The sequence below is a fragment of the Pseudomonas auratipiscis genome (assembly GCF_036324085.1).
GTDB classification, from domain to species: Bacteria; Pseudomonadota; Gammaproteobacteria; order Pseudomonadales; family Pseudomonadaceae; genus Aquipseudomonas; species Aquipseudomonas auratipiscis.
Genome location: NZ_JAZDCU010000007.1, coordinates 221,532 through 240,034, shown reverse-complemented (window position 1 = coordinate 240,034; position 18,503 = coordinate 221,532). Strand labels below are relative to the sequence as shown.

Below are 18,503 nucleotides of genomic sequence, written 5' to 3'. Positions count from 1 at the left end.
CAGGCCTCAAGAGGCCTATAATGCGCGCCGGTTTTTTCGGGGTTTGGCCATGAGTACAGATGATCCACGCTTTGCCGGTGTTGCCCGGTTATACGGTGACAACGGCCTACAGCGCCTGCGCGAGGCCCATGTGGCTATCGTCGGTATCGGCGGTGTTGGCTCCTGGGCAGCTGAAGCCATGGCGCGAAGCGGTGTGGGGGAAATATCGCTGTTCGACCTCGATGATGTTTGCGTCAGCAACACCAATCGTCAGTTGCATGCCCTGGAAGGCAGCATTGGTCGCGCCAAGGCTGAAGTCATGGCTGAGCGTCTGCGCGCCATCAACCCTGCGTGCAAGGTGCATGCGGTGGTTGATTTCGTGACCAAGGAAACGCTTCCTGAATATATCGGCGAGCACATCGACTGCGTGATCGACTGTATCGATAGTGTCATGGCCAAGGCGGCGCTCATCGGTTGGTGCAAGCGCCACAAGGTCACCATTATCAGCACCGGTGGTGCCGGAGGGCAGATTGATCCTACCCAGATCCGCGTTGCCGACCTGAACAAGACCTTCAACGACCCGCTGGCCTCGCGAGTGCGTTCAACCTTGCGTCGCGACTATGGCTTTTCGCGCACGGTCACCCGCAACTACAGCGTACCCTGTGTGTTCTCCACTGAGCAGCTGCGCTACCCCAAGGGGGATGGCAGCGTGTGTCTGCAGAAGAGTTTTGTCGGTGAAGGCGTCAAGCTTGATTGTTCAGGCGGTTTTGGTGCCGTGATGATGGTCACGGCGACGTTCGGCATGGTTGCCGCCAGCAAGGCGGTGGAAAAACTGGTAGCGGGTGCGCGTCGCCCAAGTGAGCGTCAGGCTAAGTTGCCAGCGGCAAGCTGAGCCATACGCTGCAACACGGCATTCAGACCGTTGCTGCGCGAAGGGGAAAGCTGGCGACCGAGTCCTAGCTGATTGAACCAGCCGGGCAGATCGAGTTGTTGCAGCTCGGCACTGGTCAACCCTTCTACTCGTACCAGCAGCAGCGCCAGTAGACCGCGGATGATTCGGGCATCGCTGGCACCTTTGAAGCGCCAAATCCCATCTTCCTGCTCGGCAACCAGCCAGACCTGGCTTTCACAGCCATGAACCCGGTTGGCTTCCGATTTTTGCGCATCGCTCAATGGCGCCAGGCGCTCACCCCATTGCATCAGCAAGCGCGCGCGCTGCTCCCAGCCAGCCGCTTGCTCGAAGCTGAGCAACGCGTTCTGGGCACTCTCGGACAGGTTCATCGCAGCAGCTCCAGAGCTTGATCCAGTGCCTCGAAGAAGCGCTGTAGGTCGTCTGAGTCGTTGTACAAGGCCAGCGACACCCGAATCGCGCCGTCCAGGCCCAGGGACTTGAGCAGCGGCATGGCGCAGTGGTGCCCTGCGCGTACGGCGATCCCCTGTTCGGTCAGCATGTGTGCAAGGTCGGCGTTGTGTACACCTTCGATGACGAAGCTGGCCAATGCCAACTGTGGTTGACCCAACAGACGGATGCCTTCGCGATCATTCAATCCGCGCAAAAGACTGCGGTGCAGGCTGGCTTCGTGCGCGCAAACCGCATTGGCATCGAGCCCTGTAAGATAGTCCAGGCTGGCGCCCAGGCCGATGACGCCGGCAATTGGTGGCGTGCCGGCTTCGAAGCCGAGAGGCGCCGTGCGGAAGCTGGCGCTCTGGTAGTCGGCCACATGGACCATCTCGCCACCGTACTGCCAATGTTTCAGGCGGGCCAGCGCCTCGCTGCGGCCGTAGAGCACGCCTACCCCGTCCGGACCGTAGAGTTTGTGGCTGGAGAATACATAGAAATCGCAACCGAGCTGTTGTACATCCTGGCGAGCATGGACCACCCCCTGGGCGCCGTCGACGACGGTCAGCGTCCCTTGCGCGCGGGCGTGAGCCAACAGCGGGGCAAGTGGCTGCCAGGCGCCGAGCACGTTGGACAGTTGGCTGACTGCCAACAGTCGGGTGCGCGGGCCAATCAATTGCAGTGCAGCCTCAAGATCAATCAGACCGCGGCTGTCCAAGGGCAGAACTACCAGCTTGAGGCCACGGCGATGGGCCAATTGTTGCCACGGCAACAGGTTGGCATGGTGTTCCAGCGCACTGATGGCGATTTCATCCCCGCTTTCAAACCCACTTTCCAGGCCGTAGGCCAGCAAGTTCAACGCTGATGTGGCGCCGTGGGTGAAAACGATTTGTTGTGCATCGCTGGCATTCAGCCAACCTGCAACTTTCTCCCGGCTTCGTTCAAACGCCTGAGTAGCGAGAGCGCCAGGAAGGTGTTGGGCACGATGCACATTGGCAGCACCATGACCGTAATAATGGCTCAAGGCATCGAGCAGAATTTGCGGTTTTTGCGTGGTAGCAGCGTTGTCCAGGTAGGTCTGGTGCTGGCGCTGCAGAGCGGCGATGGCTGGAAAATCAGCGCGCCACGGGGAAGGCTGGAACATGATGGTCGGACCTGAAAATCGGGCCTGGCGTTAGGCCAGACCCGATGGTACCACTTAGTTGTGAGCGTGCAGCGCTTCGTTCAGCTCGATCGCCGACTTGTGAGTTTTGCACTCCACGGCGCCGTTCAGCGAGTTACGACGGAACAGCAGGTCGGTCTGGCCAGCCAGATCACGGGCCTTGACGACCTTGACCAGTTGGTTGTTCTCGTCCAGCAGGTTCACCTTGGTACCGGCAGTGATGTACAGACCGGCTTCAACGGTATTGCGGTCGCCCAGCGGAATGCCGATACCGGCGTTTGCGCCGATCAGGCAGCCTTCGCCGACCTTGATCACAATGTTGCCGCCGCCCGACAGGGTGCCCATGGTCGAGCAACCGCCGCCGAGGTCCGAACCCTTGCCGACGAATACGCCAGCCGAGACGCGGCCTTCGATCATGCCAGGGCCTTCGGTGCCGGCGTTAAAGTTGACGAAACCTTCGTGCATGATGGTGGTGCCTTCGCCGATGTAGGCGCCCAGGCGCACGCGGGCGCTGTCGGCGATACGAACGCCGGCCGGCACGACGTAGTCGGTCATTTTCGGGAACTTGTCTACCGAGAATACTTCCAGCAGCTCGCCTTTGAGGCGCGCTTCCAGTTGTTGTCCGGCCAGTTCGGCCAAGTCGACGGCGCCCTGGCTGGTCCAGGCCACGTTCGGCAGCAGCGGGAAGATGCCCGCCAGGCTCAGGCCGTGGGGTTTGACCAGGCGATGCGAAAGCAGATGCAGCTTCAGGTACGCCTCTGGTGTCGAGGTCAAGGCAGCGTCTTCTGCCAGTACCGTGGCGACCAGGGGTTTGTTGCTTTCGGCTAGGCGGGTCAGGAGAGCCGCCTGGGCAGCGTCGACACCCTTGAGGGCGTCAGCCAGCTGTGCCGCCTGGGTGTTGCTGAAGGCGATGGCCTGGTTGCCGCCTTCATAGCCCAGCACTGGGGTGATCGCGGCGACCAGTTCGGCGCTCGGGTTGATCAGTGGTTGAGCGTAGAAGACTTCCAGCCAGGCGCCTTGACGGTTCTGGGTGCCGACACCGAAGGCCAGGCTGAACAGAGTAGTGGACATGCAGTTACCTCTTGCGAATTAGAGTGAAAGCGTGGCGCCGCGTTACTGGAGGGCGGCCGCGTACAGGTCTGGCTTGAAACCGACAAGGGTCCGTTCGCCAAGGTCGAGCACCGGGCGCTTGATCATCGACGGTTGGGCTAGCATCAGTTCGATGGCTTTGTTCTGGTCGAGGTCGGCCTTCTGGGCGTCTTCAAGCTTGCGGAAGGTCGTGCCGGCACGATTGAGGACTGTCTCCCAGCCGTGCTCGGTGCACCAGCGGGTCAGGCTCTCACGGTCGATGCCTTGGGTCTTGTAATCGTGAAAGTCGTAATCCAGGCCTTTGTCTTCCAGCCAGGTACGGGCTTTCTTCATGGTGTCGCAGGCCTTGATTCCATAAAGGTGCAATGGCGTGTCGCGTTTGGTCATGTCTTGCCCCTCCTGGGAAAAAATGGTGAAGGATTATGCCACGGTCGGCCGGGTTGGGTTGGCCTTGGCGAGGCACTTTGTAGCATTGTGTTACAGGTTTTGGCAGCCTCTGCGACTTTTGTGCAGCGGTGCGTCAGCAGCCTGAACGGCTACTATGTCGTTTCAATGGCAATGTCCAAAATGGGCAAAAGGTGCGCCGTTGACTGTTTGAATTGAAAGGAACACGCCGTATGCAATCAGCCTACACTGTTCTCATCCTGCTGATGCTGGTGAGTGTCTCCAAACTTGTCGGCCGAGTGATCCCGTTGCCGTTGCCGCTGGTGCAGATCGGTGCTGGCGCATTACTTGCCTGGCCGACACTCGGCTTGCATGTGGCGCTTGACCCTGAACTGTTCCTCTTTCTGTTCTTGCCGCCCTTGCTCTTCGCTGACGGTTGGCGCATGCCCAAGCGTGATCTCTGGCGTCTGCGCGGTCCGATCCTGACGCTGGCTGTGGGTCTGGTGCTGTTCACGGTCGTCGGAGCTGGCTACTTCATTCACTGGATTCTACCGAGCATTCCTTTGCCAGTGGCTTTTGCCTTGGCCGCAGTGTTGTCACCAACCGATGCTGTGGCGGTATCGGCCATTACCCAGGACCGTCTGCCAACGCCCTTGATGCATATGCTCCAGGGCGAAGCGCTCATGAACGATGCAACGGGCCTGGTGACTTTCAAGTTTGCCTTGGCGGCTGCCATCACTGGAGCGTTCTCTCTGGCCGAAGCCAGCTTCACCTTTGTTCTGGTTGCACTCGGTGGGCTGGCCATTGGTGTGGCGTTGAGTTGGTTGGTTGGGCGCCTGCGCGCCTGGATGATCGCCCGGGGCTGGGATGACCCAGCGACCCACGTAGTGTTCATGCTGTTGCTGCCGTTTGCCGCCTATGTACTTGCCGAACGCCTGGGGGCTTCAGGGATTCTCTCGGCGGTGGCGGCGGGCATGATGCAGAGCTGGCTCGACCTGTTACCTCGGCAGACCAGCACCCGCTTGCTCAATCGTAGTGTCTGGTCGCTGTTGGAGTTCAGTTTCAATGGCCTGATCTTCCTGTTGTTGGGCTTGCAACTGCCAGACATCATCAAAGCTGTGACCAGTCACGAAGCGTCCTTGTGGCCAACCTTGCTATGGCGTTGTCTGGACGTGGTAGCGATCTTTGCGGTGTTGCTGGTCCTGCGTTTTGTCTGGGTACAAAGCATCTGGCGCTTGATTGGGATGATCCGTCGCTGGCGCGGCAAGGAAGATCTGGTGCTGGTGCCCAATGCCCGCTCCTGCTGGTTGCTGACCATCGGTGGAGTACGTGGCGCGGTGACCTTGGCCGGTGTTATGTCGGTGCCGCTGTTGATCAGTGCGGGCAAGGCTTTTCCGGAGCGAGACCTGCTGATCTTCATTGCTGCCGGGGTCATTCTGTTGTCGCTGGTTTCGGCTTGCGTAGCGTTGCCGCTGTTGCTGCGTGGCGTGGCGAAGAGCCCCGATGACACCTTGCGCCAGGAGGCTAAGGACGCTTGGCGGCGCACAGCAGAGGCGGCCATCCATGCGCTCGAAGCCGAAGACCTGGTTGAGCCGGGTGCGCCTCAGGACGCCGCGCAGTCTGCATTGGCGGCGGAGTTGAAGGCGAGGTTGATGGCCGAATACCGCCATCAGTTGGACAGCTACAACGACAGTGCCGAAGCCCAGGCGCTGGCCGAGCAGATGGACTTGTTGGAGCGGCGTCTGCGTCTGCGTGCGCTGCGTGCCCAGCGACTGGAACTGTACAAGCTGCACCGTGATCATCAGATAGGCGACGACGTAGTACGGGAGGTGTTGGGGGAGCTCGACATGAGTGAGGCGAACCTGGGCGCGGTGAAATAGCCTCAGCCTCGCTTTTGCCACCTTGAGGAGCAGTCATTGTCCTCAAGGTGGTCACGTTGCGCTTATTTCTGCAGGAATGCGCGGATCCGCTCGGCCGCTTCCACACACTCGGCCAGCGGGGCAACCAACGCCATGCGCACACGCCCGGCCCCCGGATTGACACCCTGCACTTCACGCGACAGGTATGAGCCTGGTACGACGGTCACGTGCTGGGTTTCGAACAGGTCACGACAGAACTCGGCGTCATCGCCAGGGACCTTGGCCCATAGGTAGAAGCCACCATCCGGGCGTTGTACGTCGAGCACAGGCGCCAGAATTTCCAGCACGGCGTCGAACTTCTCACGGTACAGGTCGCGGTTGGCCAGTACGTGCGCTTCATCGTTCCAGGCAGCAATGCTTGCCAGCTGGGTTTGTACGGGCATGGCGCAGCCGTGGTAGGTGCGATACAGCAGGAACGGCTTGATGATCTCGGCGTCGCCGGCGACAAAGCCCGAGCGCAGACCCGGTAGGTTGGAGCGCTTGGACAGGCTGTGGAACACCATGCAGCGCTTGAAATCACTACGCCCCAACTCAACGCAGGCGCTGAGCAGACCCGGCGGCGGGGTTTGCTCGTCGAAGTACAGTTCGCTGTAGCACTCGTCGGCGGCAATCACGAAGTCGTGCTCGTCAGCCAGGGCAATCAGTTTCTTCAGGGTTTCCATCGGCACTAAGGCGCCAGTGGGGTTGCCGGGGGAGCAGATGAACAGAATCTGGCAACGCTTCCAGGTTTCGGCTGACACGGCATCGAAGTCGGGGTTGAAACCATTGCTGTCCAGGCACGGCAGATAATGTGGGGTGGCGCCCGCCAGCAGGGCTGCACCTTCGTAGATCTGGTAGAACGGATTGGGGCTGATGACCAGGCCGTCGGCGCTACGATTGACTACCGCTTGGGTGAAGGCAAACAGTGCTTCACGGGTGCCATTGACCGGCAGCACGTGTTTGTCGGCATCCAGCCAGCCGCTTGGTACGCCAAAGCGACGTTCGCACCAGCGTGTAATGGCCTGACGCAATGCAGGCAGGCCTACGGTGGTCGGGTAAACGGCCATCTGTTGCAGGCTGTCGGCCAAGGTCTGGGCGACGAACGCTGGCGACTCATGCTTGGGCTCACCGATCGACAAGGCGATGGCGCGTTTGTCGGCGGCAGGCTGGACGCTGCCGAGCAAGGCGCGCAGTTTCTCGAACGGGTAGGGCTGAAGCTGAAGCAAATCAGAGTTCATCGGCGCGGGGTCTCGTCAAACGTTAAATGGTCAGGCGGGAAATCGGTGCCACAGCAGCCATATCGACGCGCAGTTGTTCGACAATGGCGTCCTGAAGGCGGCTGCACAGCTGTGGATCGGACAATGGTTGGTTGTCGGCATCGGTAATGAAGAACACGTCTTCGACCCGTTCGCCGAGCGTGGCAATCTTGGCGTTTTGCAGCGACAGGTCGAACTCCAGGAAGATCTTGCCGATTCGCGCCAGTAGACCTGGACGGTCGGGAGCGCTGAGTTCGAGAATTGTCACCGGACGCTGGGCGTCGTTGTGAATAGTGACCTGTGGGGCGAAATTGAAGTGTTTGAGCTGACGCGGTACCCGACGTTTGATGATGGTCGGGTAGTCGTCCGGATTGCGTAGGGCATCGCTTAGGCCATCGCGGATTTCCTTCACCCGCTGCGGGTTGTCACCGATCGAGCCGCCATCGTTATCGAGCACGATGTAGGTGTCGAGGGTGAACTGGCTGCTTGAGGTGATGATGCGGGCATCATGGATGTTCAGGTTGAGCTGGTCCATGGCCGCTACGGTCACGGCGAAAAAATCGTGCTGGTCGGGTGCATAGATGAATATCTGCGTGCCACCCTCAAACTCTCGCTGGGTGGTTTCCTTGATCAGCACCAAGGGGCCGCCGTCGGCAGGTTGCTGCAGGATCGCATCGCTGTGCCAGGCCACATCGGCCGCGGTGTGGCGCAAGAAGTAGTCATCGCCCAGTTGTGCCCAGAGCTGTTCGACGTCGTCGGGGTCGGTGCCTTCGCGAATCAGAATGTCCAGTGCTGCGCTCTGGGTCTGGCGGATCTGTTCTTCCCGATCCAGCGGGTTTTCCAGGCCGCGGCGCAGGGCACGCTTGGTTTCGGTGTAGAGCTGGCGCAGCAGGCTGGCGCGCCAGGAGTTCCATAAGCTGGGGTTGGTGGCGTTTATATCGGCCACGGTCAGCACGTAGAGGTAATCCAGGTGAGTTTCGTCGCCTACCAGTTGGGCAAAGTCGTGGATAACCTGCGGGTCGGACAAATCCTTGCGCTGGGCGGTGGTCGACATCACCAGGTGATTCTGGACCAGCCAGACGATCAGGCGGCTGTCCCAGGCGGGCAATTGGTGGCGTGCACAGAACGCCTGGGCATCCACGGCGCCGAGCTCCGAGTGATCGCCCTGACGACCCTTGCCGATGTCATGGTACAAGCCGGCCAGGTAGATCAGTTCAGGCTTGGGTAGGCGACCCATGAGTTTGCTGGCCAACGGGAATTTCTCGGACACCGGGGTGTACTGCAGTTTGCGCAGGTGCTTGATCAAGTTCAGGGTATGGGCATCGACCGTATAGATGTGAAACAGGTCGTGCTGCATCTGCCCGATAATCAGGCCGAACTCTGGCAGGTAGCGGCCGAGGATGCCGTAGCGGTTCATGCGCCGCAGATTACGATGGATACCGATTTCGCACTTGAACAGCTCGATGAACAAGCTGGTATTGCGAATGTCGTTGCGAAAGTCATCGTCGATCAGGTGCCGATGTTCGCGCAACAGGCGAATGGTGTCGGCGCGTGCCCCCTTGATCTCGGGGTGCTGCGCCATCAGCACGAAAATCTCCAGGATGGCAAAGGGCGTTCGCTTGAATACGTTCGGTCGCACCGCCTCGATATAACCGTCGTGCAGCCTGAAACGGGCGTTCAGCGGCTGGGTGTTGCCGCTGTCGTCGTCGAGGATGACCTCTTCGAAGTGCTGGATGATCAGGTCGCTGAGCTCGGCAATGCTCATGACCACCCGATAGTACTGCTGCATGAACTGTTCGATGGCACGCTTGGGGTTGTCATCGGTAAAACCAAGCAGGGCGGCGATACTGCGTTGGTGATCGAACAGTAGCCGGTCTTCGGCACGCCCGGCGAGCATGTGCAGGGCGTAGCGAACCTTCCAGAGGAATTCCTGGGAGGAGGCCAGCAGGGCGTTCTCACTCTCCAGCAAAAAGCCTTCATCTGCCAAGGCATGCAAGTTGAGGGTGCCGTATTGGCGGCGGGCGATCCACAACACGGTCTGGATGTCGCGCAGGCCGCCAGGTGAGCCTTTGACGTTGGGTTCCAGGTTGTATTCGGTGTCGTTGTACTTGTGGTGCCGGGCCTTTTGCTCTGAACGCTTGGCCAGGAAGAATTCCTTGCTCGGCCACATATTGACCGTGCTGGTCACCTCGAGCATGCGTTGGCGCAGGCGCTCGGGGCCAGCAATGGTGCGGCTTTCCATTAAGTTGGTGACGACGGTCAGGTCGGCCCGCGCTTGCTCGGCGCACTCATCGACCGAGCGCACGCTTTGCCCTACTTCCAGGCCGATGTCCCAGAGCAGGGTCAGAAAGCGCTCGATAGAGTCGCGAAACACCTCGTGATCCGCACTGTCGAGCAGGATCAACAGGTCGATGTCGGAGTAGGGGTGTAATTCACCCCGTCCATACCCCCCGACTGCCACCAGGGCAATATCGGCTTCATCGCTCCAATCGAACTGGTTCCATGCCTGCTGCAGGATGTTATCGACGAACCAGGCGCGGTCTTCGATCAGTCGGCGGATCTCCCTGCCTTCGCGAAAGCGCTTGTCCAGCGCTTCCCCAGCCTGGCGGATGGCCTTCTTGAAGGCTGCGATTGGGCTAGACTTTAGGGCCAGTTCCGCTTGGAACTGGCCGCGGTCGAACAGCTCGGGATCCACCTGGGGCATTGAGTCACTTTCCTGTTCGAATCAGGCCGACGTGCGGGGAATGGTGTCGTCTTTACGCAGGGTGAAGATTTCGTAGCCAGTCGCCGTTACCACCAGCGTGTGTTCCCACTGGGCCGAAAGTTTGCGGTCCTTGGTGATGGCAGTCCAGCCGTCACCCAGCACTTTGGTGTCGGCGCGGCCCTGGTTGATCATTGGCTCGATAGTGAAGGTCATGCCTTCCTTGAGTTCCATGCCAGTGCCAGCGCGGCCATAGTGCAGAATCTGCGGCTCTTCGTGGAACACTTTACCGATACCGTGGCCGCAGAACTCGCGGACCACCGAGAAGCCGTTCTTCTCGGCGTGTTTCTGGATCACTTCGCCGATATCGCCCAGGCGGCAGCCCGGCTTGACCAGCTCGATGGCCTTGTACATGCATTCCTGGGTAACCTGGGACAGACGCTCAGCCCAGACCGGCACGTTGCCGACATGGAACATGCGGCTGGTGTCGCCGTGGTAGCCATCTTTGATGACGGTGACGTCGATGTTCAGGGTGTCGCCGTCCTTGAGGGGCTTGTCGCCCGGGATGCCGTGGCACACCACATGGTTGACCGAGGTGCAGATCGACTTCGGGAAACCTTTGTAGTTGAGCGGAGCCGGGATCGCCTTCTGTACGTTGACGATGTAGTCGTGGCACAGGCGGTCGAGCTCTTCGGTGGTGATGCCAGGCTTGACGTGCTCCTCGATCATCTCCAGCACTTCAGCGGCCAGGCGGCCGGCGACGCGCATCTTTTCGATGTCTTCGGCGGTTTTAATGGTGACGGTCATTACAGGCTCTCTACGGCGCATAGATGCGCGAATAAACTGGGGAAAGCTCGGATTCTACCAGAGCAGCGCCCGCTCGGGCGGCTATGGCAGTGATGCAACCTTTATATAAGGGCATTTTGGCGCGATTAACCCGTCGGTGCAAAATCCTGTAACAGCGCAAGCGTTGAGCCGCTGGGCCCGGGCCTTGCCCCGTGATCGGGCCCGCTACGTGAGGCCCGGATTACAGTCCCGCGAGGCAGGGGCGCGCACTGATGCTAATTCGGGTTCCGTTCGCTGCGCTTCTGTGATATAAAATGCGCCGCTTTACGGGGATAGCCTCGTGAGCTTAAACCCACACACGTGTCGACACGATGACCTGGGTGCCTTCGATCTACGGATCCTGGGTTGGTCATTGGGATACGTGGAGGCCCAACCCGACTTATCAAGGAACTATCATGTCCCAAGTCAACATGCGCGATATGCTGAAGGCCGGTGTGCACTTCGGTCACCAAACCCGTTACTGGAACCCGAAAATGGGCAAGTACATTTTCGGCGCGCGCAACAAGATTCACATCATCAACCTTGAAAAAACCCTGCCAATGTTCAACGACGCACTGACTTTCGTCGAGCGTCTGGCCCAGGGCAAAAACAAGATTCTGTTCGTCGGCACCAAGCGTTCCGCTGGCAAGATCGTTGCTGAAGAAGCAGCACGTTGCGGTTCGCCGTACGTCGATCACCGCTGGTTGGGCGGCATGCTGACCAACTACAAAACCATTCGTGCTTCGATCAAGCGCCTGCGCGACCTGGAAACCCAGGCCGAAGACGGCACTTTCACCAAGCTGACCAAGAAAGAAGCGCTGATGCGCTCCCGTGATCTGGAAAAACTGGATCGCAGCCTGGGCGGTATCAAGGACATGGGCGGCCTGCCTGATGCCCTGTTCGTGATCGACGTTGACCACGAGCGCATTGCTATCACCGAAGCCAACAAGCTGGGCATCCCGGTAATCGGCGTTGTCGATACCAACAGCAGCCCAGAAGGCGTTGACTACATCATCCCAGGTAACGATGACGCCATCCGCGCTATCCAGCTGTACATGGGTTCGATGGCTGACGCAGTAATTCGTGGTCGCAACAACGTTGCTGGCGGCACCGAAGTTTACGCTGAAGAAGCAGCACCAGCTGCTGAGTAATTGACGCCTGGCGTCTACTCGGCACGCAAAAAGGGGGCTAGGCCCCCTTTTTGCCACCTTGAAATCCTCTTGTCAGCATCGCCGTTGCAACCTTGTTGGGCATGAGTGCTGGTGAGTGGATTTACAGAATTGAACGCCCGTCAAGTATCGGGTGGAATGGTTGAAAACCTATCCAAGAGGAATTTGAAATGGCAGCAATTACTGCAGCGCTGGTTAAAGAACTGCGTGAGCGTACCGGCGAAGGCATGATGGATTGCAAGAAAGCCCTTGAAAAGGCTGACGGCGACATCGAAAAAGCCATTGATGACATGCGCGCTTCGGGCGCCATCAAGGCGGCTAAAAAGGCTGGTAACGTTGCCGCTGAAGGCGCAATCGCCATCAAGGCTGACGACAAGTCTGCCGTTCTGCTGGAAGTTAACTCGCAGACCGACTTCCTGGCCCTGCAAGATGACTTCAAAAACTTCGTTGCTGAAAGTGTTGAACAAGCTTTCGCCGAAAAATTGAGCGACGCTGCTCCGCTGATCGCATCGCGTGAAGCTGCTCGTGAAGCCCTGGTTGCCAAGGTTGGCGAAAACGTCAACATTCGCCGCCTGGTGCGCGTTGAAGGTGACGTCGTCGGTACTTACCTGCACGGCAACAAGATTGGTGTTGCAGTTGTCCTGAAGGGCGGCGACGTCCAGCTGGCCAAAGAAATCGCCATGCACGTTGCTGCCAGCAACCCTGAGTTCCTGCTGCCGTCGGAAGTTTCGGCTGAAGCGATCGAGCGCGAGAAGAATGTCTTCCTGACGCTGAACGAAGAGAAGATCAAGGGCAAGCCTGAGAACATCGTTGAGAACATGGTCAAAGGCCGTATCTCGAAGTTCCTGGCCGAAGCTAGCCTGGTCGAGCAAGCGTTCGTCATGAACCCAGAAATCAAGGTCGGTGATCTGGCCAAGAAAGCTGGCGCTGAAATCGTTTCCTTCACCTACTTCAAAGTAGGCGAGGGCATCGAGAAGCCAGTCGACAACTTCGCAGAAGAAGTTGCCGCTCAGCTGGCTGCTGCCAAGCAGTAAGACAGACTCACATCTGTCGCCCCAAAGAGGCTGCCCGCTTACGCGCGCAGCCTCTTTGTCAAAGCGGTAGCGGTTTACAAAGCCGTTGTCCGCTGGCGCAGTAGCTGCGCCACGCTAGAGTTACGCGCAGGCTGAAAGCAGCCCGCAAGATTTTTTTCAAACGCCGCAGGAGAGATTCGCAATGGCTCAGCAGGGCAGTGGTTATCAGGCTCGCTATAAACGCATTCTACTCAAGCTTAGCGGCGAGGCCCTGATGGGCTCGGAAGAGTTCGGGATCGACCCCAAGGTCCTGGATCGCATGGCACTGGAAGTTGGCCAGCTGGTCGGAATCGGTGTCCAGGTAGGCTTGGTAATCGGTGGTGGTAACCTGTTCCGTGGAGCGGCGCTCAGTGCAGCCGGCATGGATCGCGTTACTGGCGACCACATGGGCATGCTGGCCACCGTAATGAACGCCCTGGCCATGCGTGATGCGCTGGAGCGTGCGAACATCACCGCTATCGTCATGTCCGCCATTTCCATGGTTGGCGTGACCGATCACTACGATCGCCGCAAAGCCATGCGTCACCTCAACGCCAAAGAAGTTGTAATCTTCGCTGCCGGTACCGGTAACCCGTTCTTCACCACTGACTCTGCCGCTTGCCTGCGCGCCATCGAAATCGATGCCGACGTGGTATTGAAGGCAACCAAGGTCGATGGTGTATACACTGCAGACCCATTCAAAGACCCGCATGCCGAGAAGTTCGATCATCTGACCTACGATGAAGTGCTGGATCGCAAGCTGGGCGTGATGGATCTCACTGCAATCTGCCTGTGCCGAGACCACAAGATGCCGTTGCGCGTCTTCAACATGAACAAGCCCGGCGCCCTGCTGAACATCGTGCATGGTGGCGCGGAAGGTACTCTGATCGAGGAAGTTCAAAAATGATCAACGAAATCAAGAAAGACGCTCAGGAACGCATGGGCAAGACCCTGGAATCGCTGGCGCACGCTTTCAGCCGGATTCGTACCGGTGCAGCCAACCCGCAGATCCTGGCTGGTGTCATGGTGCCTTACTATGGCGCTGATACCCCGATCAACCAGGTTGCCAACGTTACCGTCAAAGATGCCCGCACCCTTCAGGTTGTAGCCTTTGAGCGCAACATGCTGGCAGCCGTCGAGAAAGCGATTCTCAACTCTGGCCTGGGTTTCAACCCGACCAACCTGGGTGAGCTGCTGCTTATCTCGATGCCAGCGCTGACTGAAGAAACCCGCAAGGGCTTCACCAAGCAAGCGCGTGACGCTGCCGAAGACGCCCGTGTTGCGGTGCGCAACATCCGTCGCGACGCGTTGAGCCAACTGAAAGACCTGGTTAAAGAGAAAGAGATCAGCGAAGACGAAGAGCGTCGTGCAGCTGATGACGTGCAGAAGCTGACTGACAAGTTCGTAGCCGAAATCGAAGTCGCTGTGAAAGCCAAAGAAAAGGACCTGATGGCCGTTTAAGGGTCGGGACTTTTTTTAATGGAAAAGACCAAACAGGGTGTGTCCCCATCGGTGCCGCGCCATGTCGCGATCATCATGGATGGGAATAATCGCTGGGCGAAGAAGCGCCTGTTGCCTGGTGTTGCCGGGCACAAGGCAGGCGTCGACGCAGTGCGCGCGGTCATTGAAGTGTGCGCCGAGGCCAAGGTCGAGGTCTTGACCCTGTTCGCCTTCTCCAGCGAAAACTGGCAACGACCGGCCGAAGAGGTCGGTGCGTTGATGGAGCTGTTCTTCTCGGCCTTGCGCCGAGAAGCCAAGCGCCTCAACGACAACAACATCAGTTTGCGCATCATCGGTGATCGCTCGCGCTTTCACCCTGAGCTGCAGGCTGCCATGCGTGAGGCCGAAGCGCTGACCGCTGGTAGCAACCGCTTCATTTTGCAGATCGCCGCCAACTATGGTGGCCAGTGGGATATCGCCCAGGCCGCCCAGCGCCTGGCGCGTGAGGTTCAGGCCGGTCATTTGCGTGCCGATGACATCACCCCTGAGCTGCTTCAGACCTGCCTGGCTACAGGCGATCTGCCATTGCCCGATCTGTGCATCCGCACCGGTGGCGAGCACCGCATCAGCAATTTCCTGTTGTGGCAGCTGGCCTATGCCGAGCTGTACTTCTCCGACCTGTTCTGGCCGGACTTCAAACACGAGGCCATGCGCACTGCGCTGGCCGATTACGCTTCGCGCCAGCGCCGCTTCGGGAAAACCAGCGAGCAGGTCGAAGCTGGAGCCCGTGCTTAATGCTTAAACAACGCATCATCACTGCGCTGATCCTGCTGCCAATCGCCCTCGGGGGCTTCTTCCTGCTCGATGGTGGGGACTTTGCCCTGTTCATTGGCCTGGTCGTTACCCTGGGTGCCTGGGAGTGGGCACGCCTGGCAGGGCTGGTGGCACAAACCGTGCGTGTGGCCTACGCCGCCGTGGTAGCCGGGCTGCTGATGCTGCTCTACCTGATGCCGGACCTGGCACCCTGGGTGTTGGGCGCTGCAGTTTTGTGGTGGGGTGTGGCGACCTGGCTGGTACTGACCTACCCACGGACCAGCGAGTTGTGGTCCAGCGTCGCCTGCCGTTTGCTCATCGGTCTGCTGATCCTGCTGCCTGCCTGGCAAGGCCTGGTGCTGCTCAAGCATTGGCCATTGGGCAATTGGTTGATCATGGCCGTCATGGTCCTGGTTTGGGGGGCGGACATTGGAGCCTACTTCTCTGGCCGTGCTTTCGGTAAGCGCAAGTTGGCCCCACAGGTGAGCCCGGGCAAGAGCTGGGAGGGCGTGTACGGTGGCCTTGCGCTTAGTCTGGTCATTACCCTGGTGGTCGGCCTGAATCGTGACTGGAGTGTCGCGCAGTTGCTACTGGGCCTGCTGGGTGCCGCAGTTGTGGTATTGGTTTCGGTGGTGGGTGATCTGACCGAGAGCATGTTCAAGCGTCGTTCCGGGATCAAGGACAGCAGCAACCTGCTGCCAGGGCATGGTGGCGTGCTTGACCGTATCGACAGCCTGACCGCCGCCATTCCGCTGTTTGCTGTGCTGCTTTGGGCAGCCAACTGGGGCGTGATGTGAGCAGTGTGCAGCGTATTACCGTTCTCGGTGCGACCGGCTCCATTGGGCTGAGTACCCTGGATGTCATTGCTCGCCACCCCGAGCATTATCGAGTGTTTGCCCTGAGCGGCTATTCCCGTCTGGATGAGTTGCTGGCACTGTGCCTGCGTCATGCGCCAAAGTTCGCCGTGGTGCCGTCGGCACAGGCGGCCGAACAGTTGCGTGCAGGCCTGGCGGCAGCCGGCTCGGCAACCGAGGTGCTGGAAGGCGAGGCTGGTTTGTGTCAGGTCGCAGCCGCCTCCGAAGTCGACGCGGTGATGGCAGCGATTGTCGGCGCGGCAGGCTTGCGTCCTACCCTGGCCGCTGTCGAAGCCGGCAAGAAGGTCCTGCTGGCCAACAAAGAGGCGCTGGTTATGTCCGGCGCACTGTTCATGCAGGCGGTGCAGCGCAGTGGCGCGGTATTGCTGCCAATCGACAGCGAGCACAATGCAATTTTTCAGTGCCTGCCGGGCGATTATGCTCGCGGCCTGTCGCAGGTAGGCGTACGGCGCATTCTGCTCACTGCATCCGGTGGGCCGTTTCGCGAAACGCCAGCAGCTGAACTGGCGCAAGTCAGCCCCGAGCAGGCGTGCGCTCACCCGAATTGGTCGATGGGTCGCAAAATCTCGGTCGATTCGGCGAGCATGATGAACAAAGGGCTTGAACTGATTGAGGCGTGCTGGTTATTCGATGCGCGCCCGAGTCAGGTCGAGGTGGTCGTGCATCCGCAGAGTGTGATTCACTCGCTGGTCGACTATGTCGATGGTTCGGTGTTGGCCCAGTTGGGCAATCCGGATATGCGCACGCCGATTGCCAACGCCCTGGCCTGGCCGAAGCGGATCGACTCCGGAGTGGCCCCGCTTGATTTGTTCGCCATTGCCCGCCTGGACTTCCAGGCGCCCGATGAACAACGTTTTCCATGCTTGCGCCTGGCGCGTCAGGCAGCCGAGGCGGGTAACAGTGCACCGGCGATGCTCAACGCTGCCAATGAAGTGGCAGTGGAGGCATTTCTGCAGCGGCGCATTCGCTTCCCGCAGATCGCGAGTATGATCGAACAAGTGCTCGACCAGGAACCGGTCGTAGCGGTGCAGACGCTCGACGCGGTATTTGCCGCTGATCAGCGGGCCCGGCAGTTGGCTGGGCAGTGGTTGAACCAGCACGGGTGCTGATGCAGGGCGTCTGGTTGGGCTGAACGTCATTCGGAGAAAGATATGAGTGCGCTCTACATGATTATCGGCACCCTGGTGGCATTGGGTGTGCTGGTCACCTTTCACGAATTCGGTCACTTCTGGGTGGCCAGGCGTTGTGGCGTCAAGGTTTTGCGTTTTTCCGTAGGTTTCGGTATGCCCCTGTTGCGCTGGCATGACCGCCACGGCACCGAGTTCGTGGTCGCGGCGATTCCGCTGGGTGGCTACGTAAAGATGCTCGACGAGCGTGAGGGCGAAGTTCCGCATGATCAGATCGAGCAGTCTTTCAATCGCAAGTCAGTACGCCAGCGCATTGCTATCGTGGCAGCCGGACCTATCGCCAACTTCCTCTTGGCCATTTTGTTTTTCTGGGTGTTGGCGATGCTCGGCACTCAGCAGGAGCGACCGGTCATTGGTGGCGTTGAGGCGGGTAGCATTGCTGAGACCGCTGGCCTGAAGGCTGGCCAGGAAATTGTTTCCATTGATGGCAAGGCGACCAATGGCTGGTCTGCTGTCAATTTGCAGTTGATTCGCCGTTTGGGCGAGAGCGGTCAATTGCACATCAATGTACGGGAAGAGGGCGCTACGGTAGATAGCGCTCATGTATTGACCCTCGACAACTGGCTCAAGGGGGCTGACGAACCCGATCCAATTCGTTCGTTGGGCCTGCGTCTGTGGCGGCCGGCGTTGCCACCGGTTCTGGCCGAGTTGGACCCTAAAGGGCCGGCCAAGGCTGCGGGCCTGCAACCCGGTGATCGCTTGTTGACGCTTGACGGCACTGCACTCAATGACTGGCAGCAGGTTGTCGATACCGTGCGCGGACGAGCAGGCAGCAAGGTCCTGCTACAAATCGAGCGCAACGGCGCGACGCTGGATGTTCCGGTTACGCTGGCCAGTCGTGGCGAGGGCAAGTCGGCGAGTGGTTACCTTGGGGCTGGCGTAAAGCCAGTGAAGTGGCCTGATGCCATGCTTCGCGAGGTCAGTTATGGGCCACTGGAGGCCGTGGGAGAGGGGCTTTCACGGACCTGGAACATGAGCATCCTTACCTTGGAATCGCTGAAGAAAATGCTGTTCGGCGAGCTCTCGGTAAAAAACTTGAGCGGACCGATAACCATTGCTAAAGTGGCGGGCGCTTCAGCCCAGTCAGGCGTTGGGGATTTCCTGAATTTCCTCGCCTACCTGAGCATTAGCCTGGGGGTTCTTAATTTGCTGCCCATTCCTGTACTGGATGGGGGGCATTTGCTGTTTTACCTGATCGAATGGGCGCGTGGTCGTCCGCTTTCGGATCGGGTGCAGGGTTGGGGGATTCAAATCGGTATCAGTTTGGTAGTCGGGGTGATGTTGCTTGCCCTGATCAACGATTTGGGTCGACTGTAAAGCTTCGCTCAATTGCG

The 18,503-nt window shown here is 59.3% G+C and carries 17 protein-coding genes; 10 read left to right on the top strand and 7 right to left on the bottom strand.

Annotated elements, in window-relative coordinates; translation table 11 throughout:
• Positions 1-49: 49 nt before the first annotated feature.
• Positions 50-871 carry a tRNA cyclic N6-threonylcarbamoyladenosine(37) synthase TcdA gene (tcdA, locus tag V0R60_RS12640; RefSeq protein ID WP_136477834.1) on the top strand — a complete coding sequence of 274 codons (822 nt, stop codon included), beginning with the start codon at positions 50-52 and terminating at the stop codon, positions 869-871.
• Here tcdA and V0R60_RS12635 read toward each other — a convergent pair.
• From V0R60_RS12635 to V0R60_RS12620, 4 genes are read right to left on the bottom strand one after another with little or no spacing between them, the layout of a single operon-like run.
• On the bottom strand, positions 844-1,260 hold the full coding sequence (locus tag V0R60_RS12635; protein WP_136477833.1) for a SufE family protein: 417 nt from the start codon (positions 1,258-1,260) through the stop codon (positions 844-846). The genes tcdA and V0R60_RS12635 overlap by 28 nt on opposite strands.
• On the bottom strand, positions 1,257-2,462 hold the full coding sequence (locus V0R60_RS12630) for an aminotransferase class V-fold PLP-dependent enzyme (RefSeq protein WP_136477832.1): 1,206 nt from the start codon (positions 2,460-2,462) through the stop codon (positions 1,257-1,259). Before V0R60_RS12630 ends, V0R60_RS12635 begins: the two co-directional genes overlap by 4 nt.
• A gap of 54 nt (positions 2,463-2,516) precedes the next feature.
• Positions 2,517-3,551, bottom strand: coding sequence for a 2,3,4,5-tetrahydropyridine-2,6-dicarboxylate N-succinyltransferase (dapD, locus tag V0R60_RS12625; RefSeq protein WP_136477831.1), 1,035 nt, complete (start codon positions 3,549-3,551; stop codon positions 2,517-2,519).
• 42 nt (positions 3,552-3,593) lie between these two features.
• A complete protein-coding gene (locus V0R60_RS12620; RefSeq protein ID WP_136477830.1) occupies positions 3,594-3,956 on the bottom strand; it encodes an ArsC family reductase in 363 nt (120 codons plus the stop codon).
• Positions 3,957-4,186: 230 nt separating this feature from the next.
• Here V0R60_RS12620 and V0R60_RS12615 point away from each other — a divergent pair, with 230 nt between their 5' ends.
• Positions 4,187-5,833 (top strand): Na+/H+ antiporter, encoded by a 1,647-nt coding sequence (locus V0R60_RS12615; RefSeq protein ID WP_136477829.1) that lies wholly within the window; start codon positions 4,187-4,189, stop codon positions 5,831-5,833.
• A gap of 62 nt (positions 5,834-5,895) precedes the next feature.
• Here the strand turns inward: V0R60_RS12615 and dapC are convergent, their stop codons facing one another.
• Genes dapC through map form a run of 3 tightly spaced genes read right to left on the bottom strand, consistent with a single transcriptional unit; the run spans position 5,896 to position 10,615 of the window.
• Positions 5,896-7,089 carry a succinyldiaminopimelate transaminase gene (dapC, locus tag V0R60_RS12610; RefSeq protein ID WP_136477828.1) on the bottom strand — a complete coding sequence of 398 codons (1,194 nt, stop codon included), beginning with the start codon at positions 7,087-7,089 and terminating at the stop codon, positions 5,896-5,898.
• 22 nt (positions 7,090-7,111) lie between these two features.
• The gene (locus V0R60_RS12605; protein WP_136477827.1) at positions 7,112-9,811 is read right to left on the bottom strand and encodes a [protein-PII] uridylyltransferase; all 2,700 of its coding nucleotides are present in this window, start codon (positions 9,809-9,811) and stop codon (positions 7,112-7,114) included.
• Between the two features lie 21 nt (positions 9,812-9,832).
• A complete protein-coding gene (gene map / locus V0R60_RS12600) occupies positions 9,833-10,615 on the bottom strand; it encodes a type I methionyl aminopeptidase (RefSeq protein WP_136477826.1) in 783 nt (260 codons plus the stop codon).
• A gap of 434 nt (positions 10,616-11,049) precedes the next feature.
• Here map and rpsB point away from each other — a divergent pair, with 434 nt between their 5' ends.
• The 8 genes from rpsB to rseP all read left to right on the top strand — a co-directional run bounded on the left by rpsB (position 11,050) and on the right by rseP (position 18,486).
• Positions 11,050-11,784 carry a 30S ribosomal protein S2 gene (gene rpsB / locus V0R60_RS12595; RefSeq protein WP_130263453.1) on the top strand — a complete coding sequence of 245 codons (735 nt, stop codon included), beginning with the start codon at positions 11,050-11,052 and terminating at the stop codon, positions 11,782-11,784.
• A 188-nt stretch (positions 11,785-11,972) separates the two neighbouring features.
• Positions 11,973-12,836 (top strand): translation elongation factor Ts, encoded by an 864-nt coding sequence (gene tsf, locus V0R60_RS12590; RefSeq protein WP_136477825.1) that lies wholly within the window; start codon positions 11,973-11,975, stop codon positions 12,834-12,836.
• 181 nt (positions 12,837-13,017) lie between these two features.
• Positions 13,018-13,761: a UMP kinase gene (pyrH, locus tag V0R60_RS12585; protein ID WP_016392310.1), complete on the top strand. Its 744-nt coding sequence runs from the start codon at positions 13,018-13,020 to the stop codon at positions 13,759-13,761.
• On the top strand, positions 13,758-14,315 hold the full coding sequence (gene frr / locus V0R60_RS12580; RefSeq protein ID WP_136477824.1) for a ribosome recycling factor: 558 nt from the start codon (positions 13,758-13,760) through the stop codon (positions 14,313-14,315). The genes pyrH and frr overlap by 4 nt, the downstream gene beginning before the upstream one ends.
• An 18-nt stretch (positions 14,316-14,333) precedes the next feature.
• Entirely contained in the window at positions 14,334-15,089 is a 756-nt protein-coding gene (gene uppS / locus V0R60_RS12575) for a polyprenyl diphosphate synthase (protein ID WP_136477823.1), read from the top strand.
• The gene (locus V0R60_RS12570; protein ID WP_136477822.1) at positions 15,089-15,904 is read left to right on the top strand and encodes a phosphatidate cytidylyltransferase; all 816 of its coding nucleotides are present in this window, start codon (positions 15,089-15,091) and stop codon (positions 15,902-15,904) included. The genes uppS and V0R60_RS12570 overlap by 1 nt, the downstream gene beginning before the upstream one ends.
• Positions 15,901-17,091 (top strand): 1-deoxy-D-xylulose-5-phosphate reductoisomerase, encoded by a 1,191-nt coding sequence (gene ispC, locus V0R60_RS12565; protein WP_136477821.1) that lies wholly within the window; start codon positions 15,901-15,903, stop codon positions 17,089-17,091. Before V0R60_RS12570 ends, ispC begins: the two co-directional genes overlap by 4 nt.
• Positions 17,092-17,133: 42 nt before the next feature.
• Positions 17,134-18,486 carry an RIP metalloprotease RseP gene (gene rseP, locus V0R60_RS12560; RefSeq protein WP_136477820.1) on the top strand — a complete coding sequence of 451 codons (1,353 nt, stop codon included), beginning with the start codon at positions 17,134-17,136 and terminating at the stop codon, positions 18,484-18,486.
• Positions 18,487-18,503 lie beyond the last annotated feature (17 nt).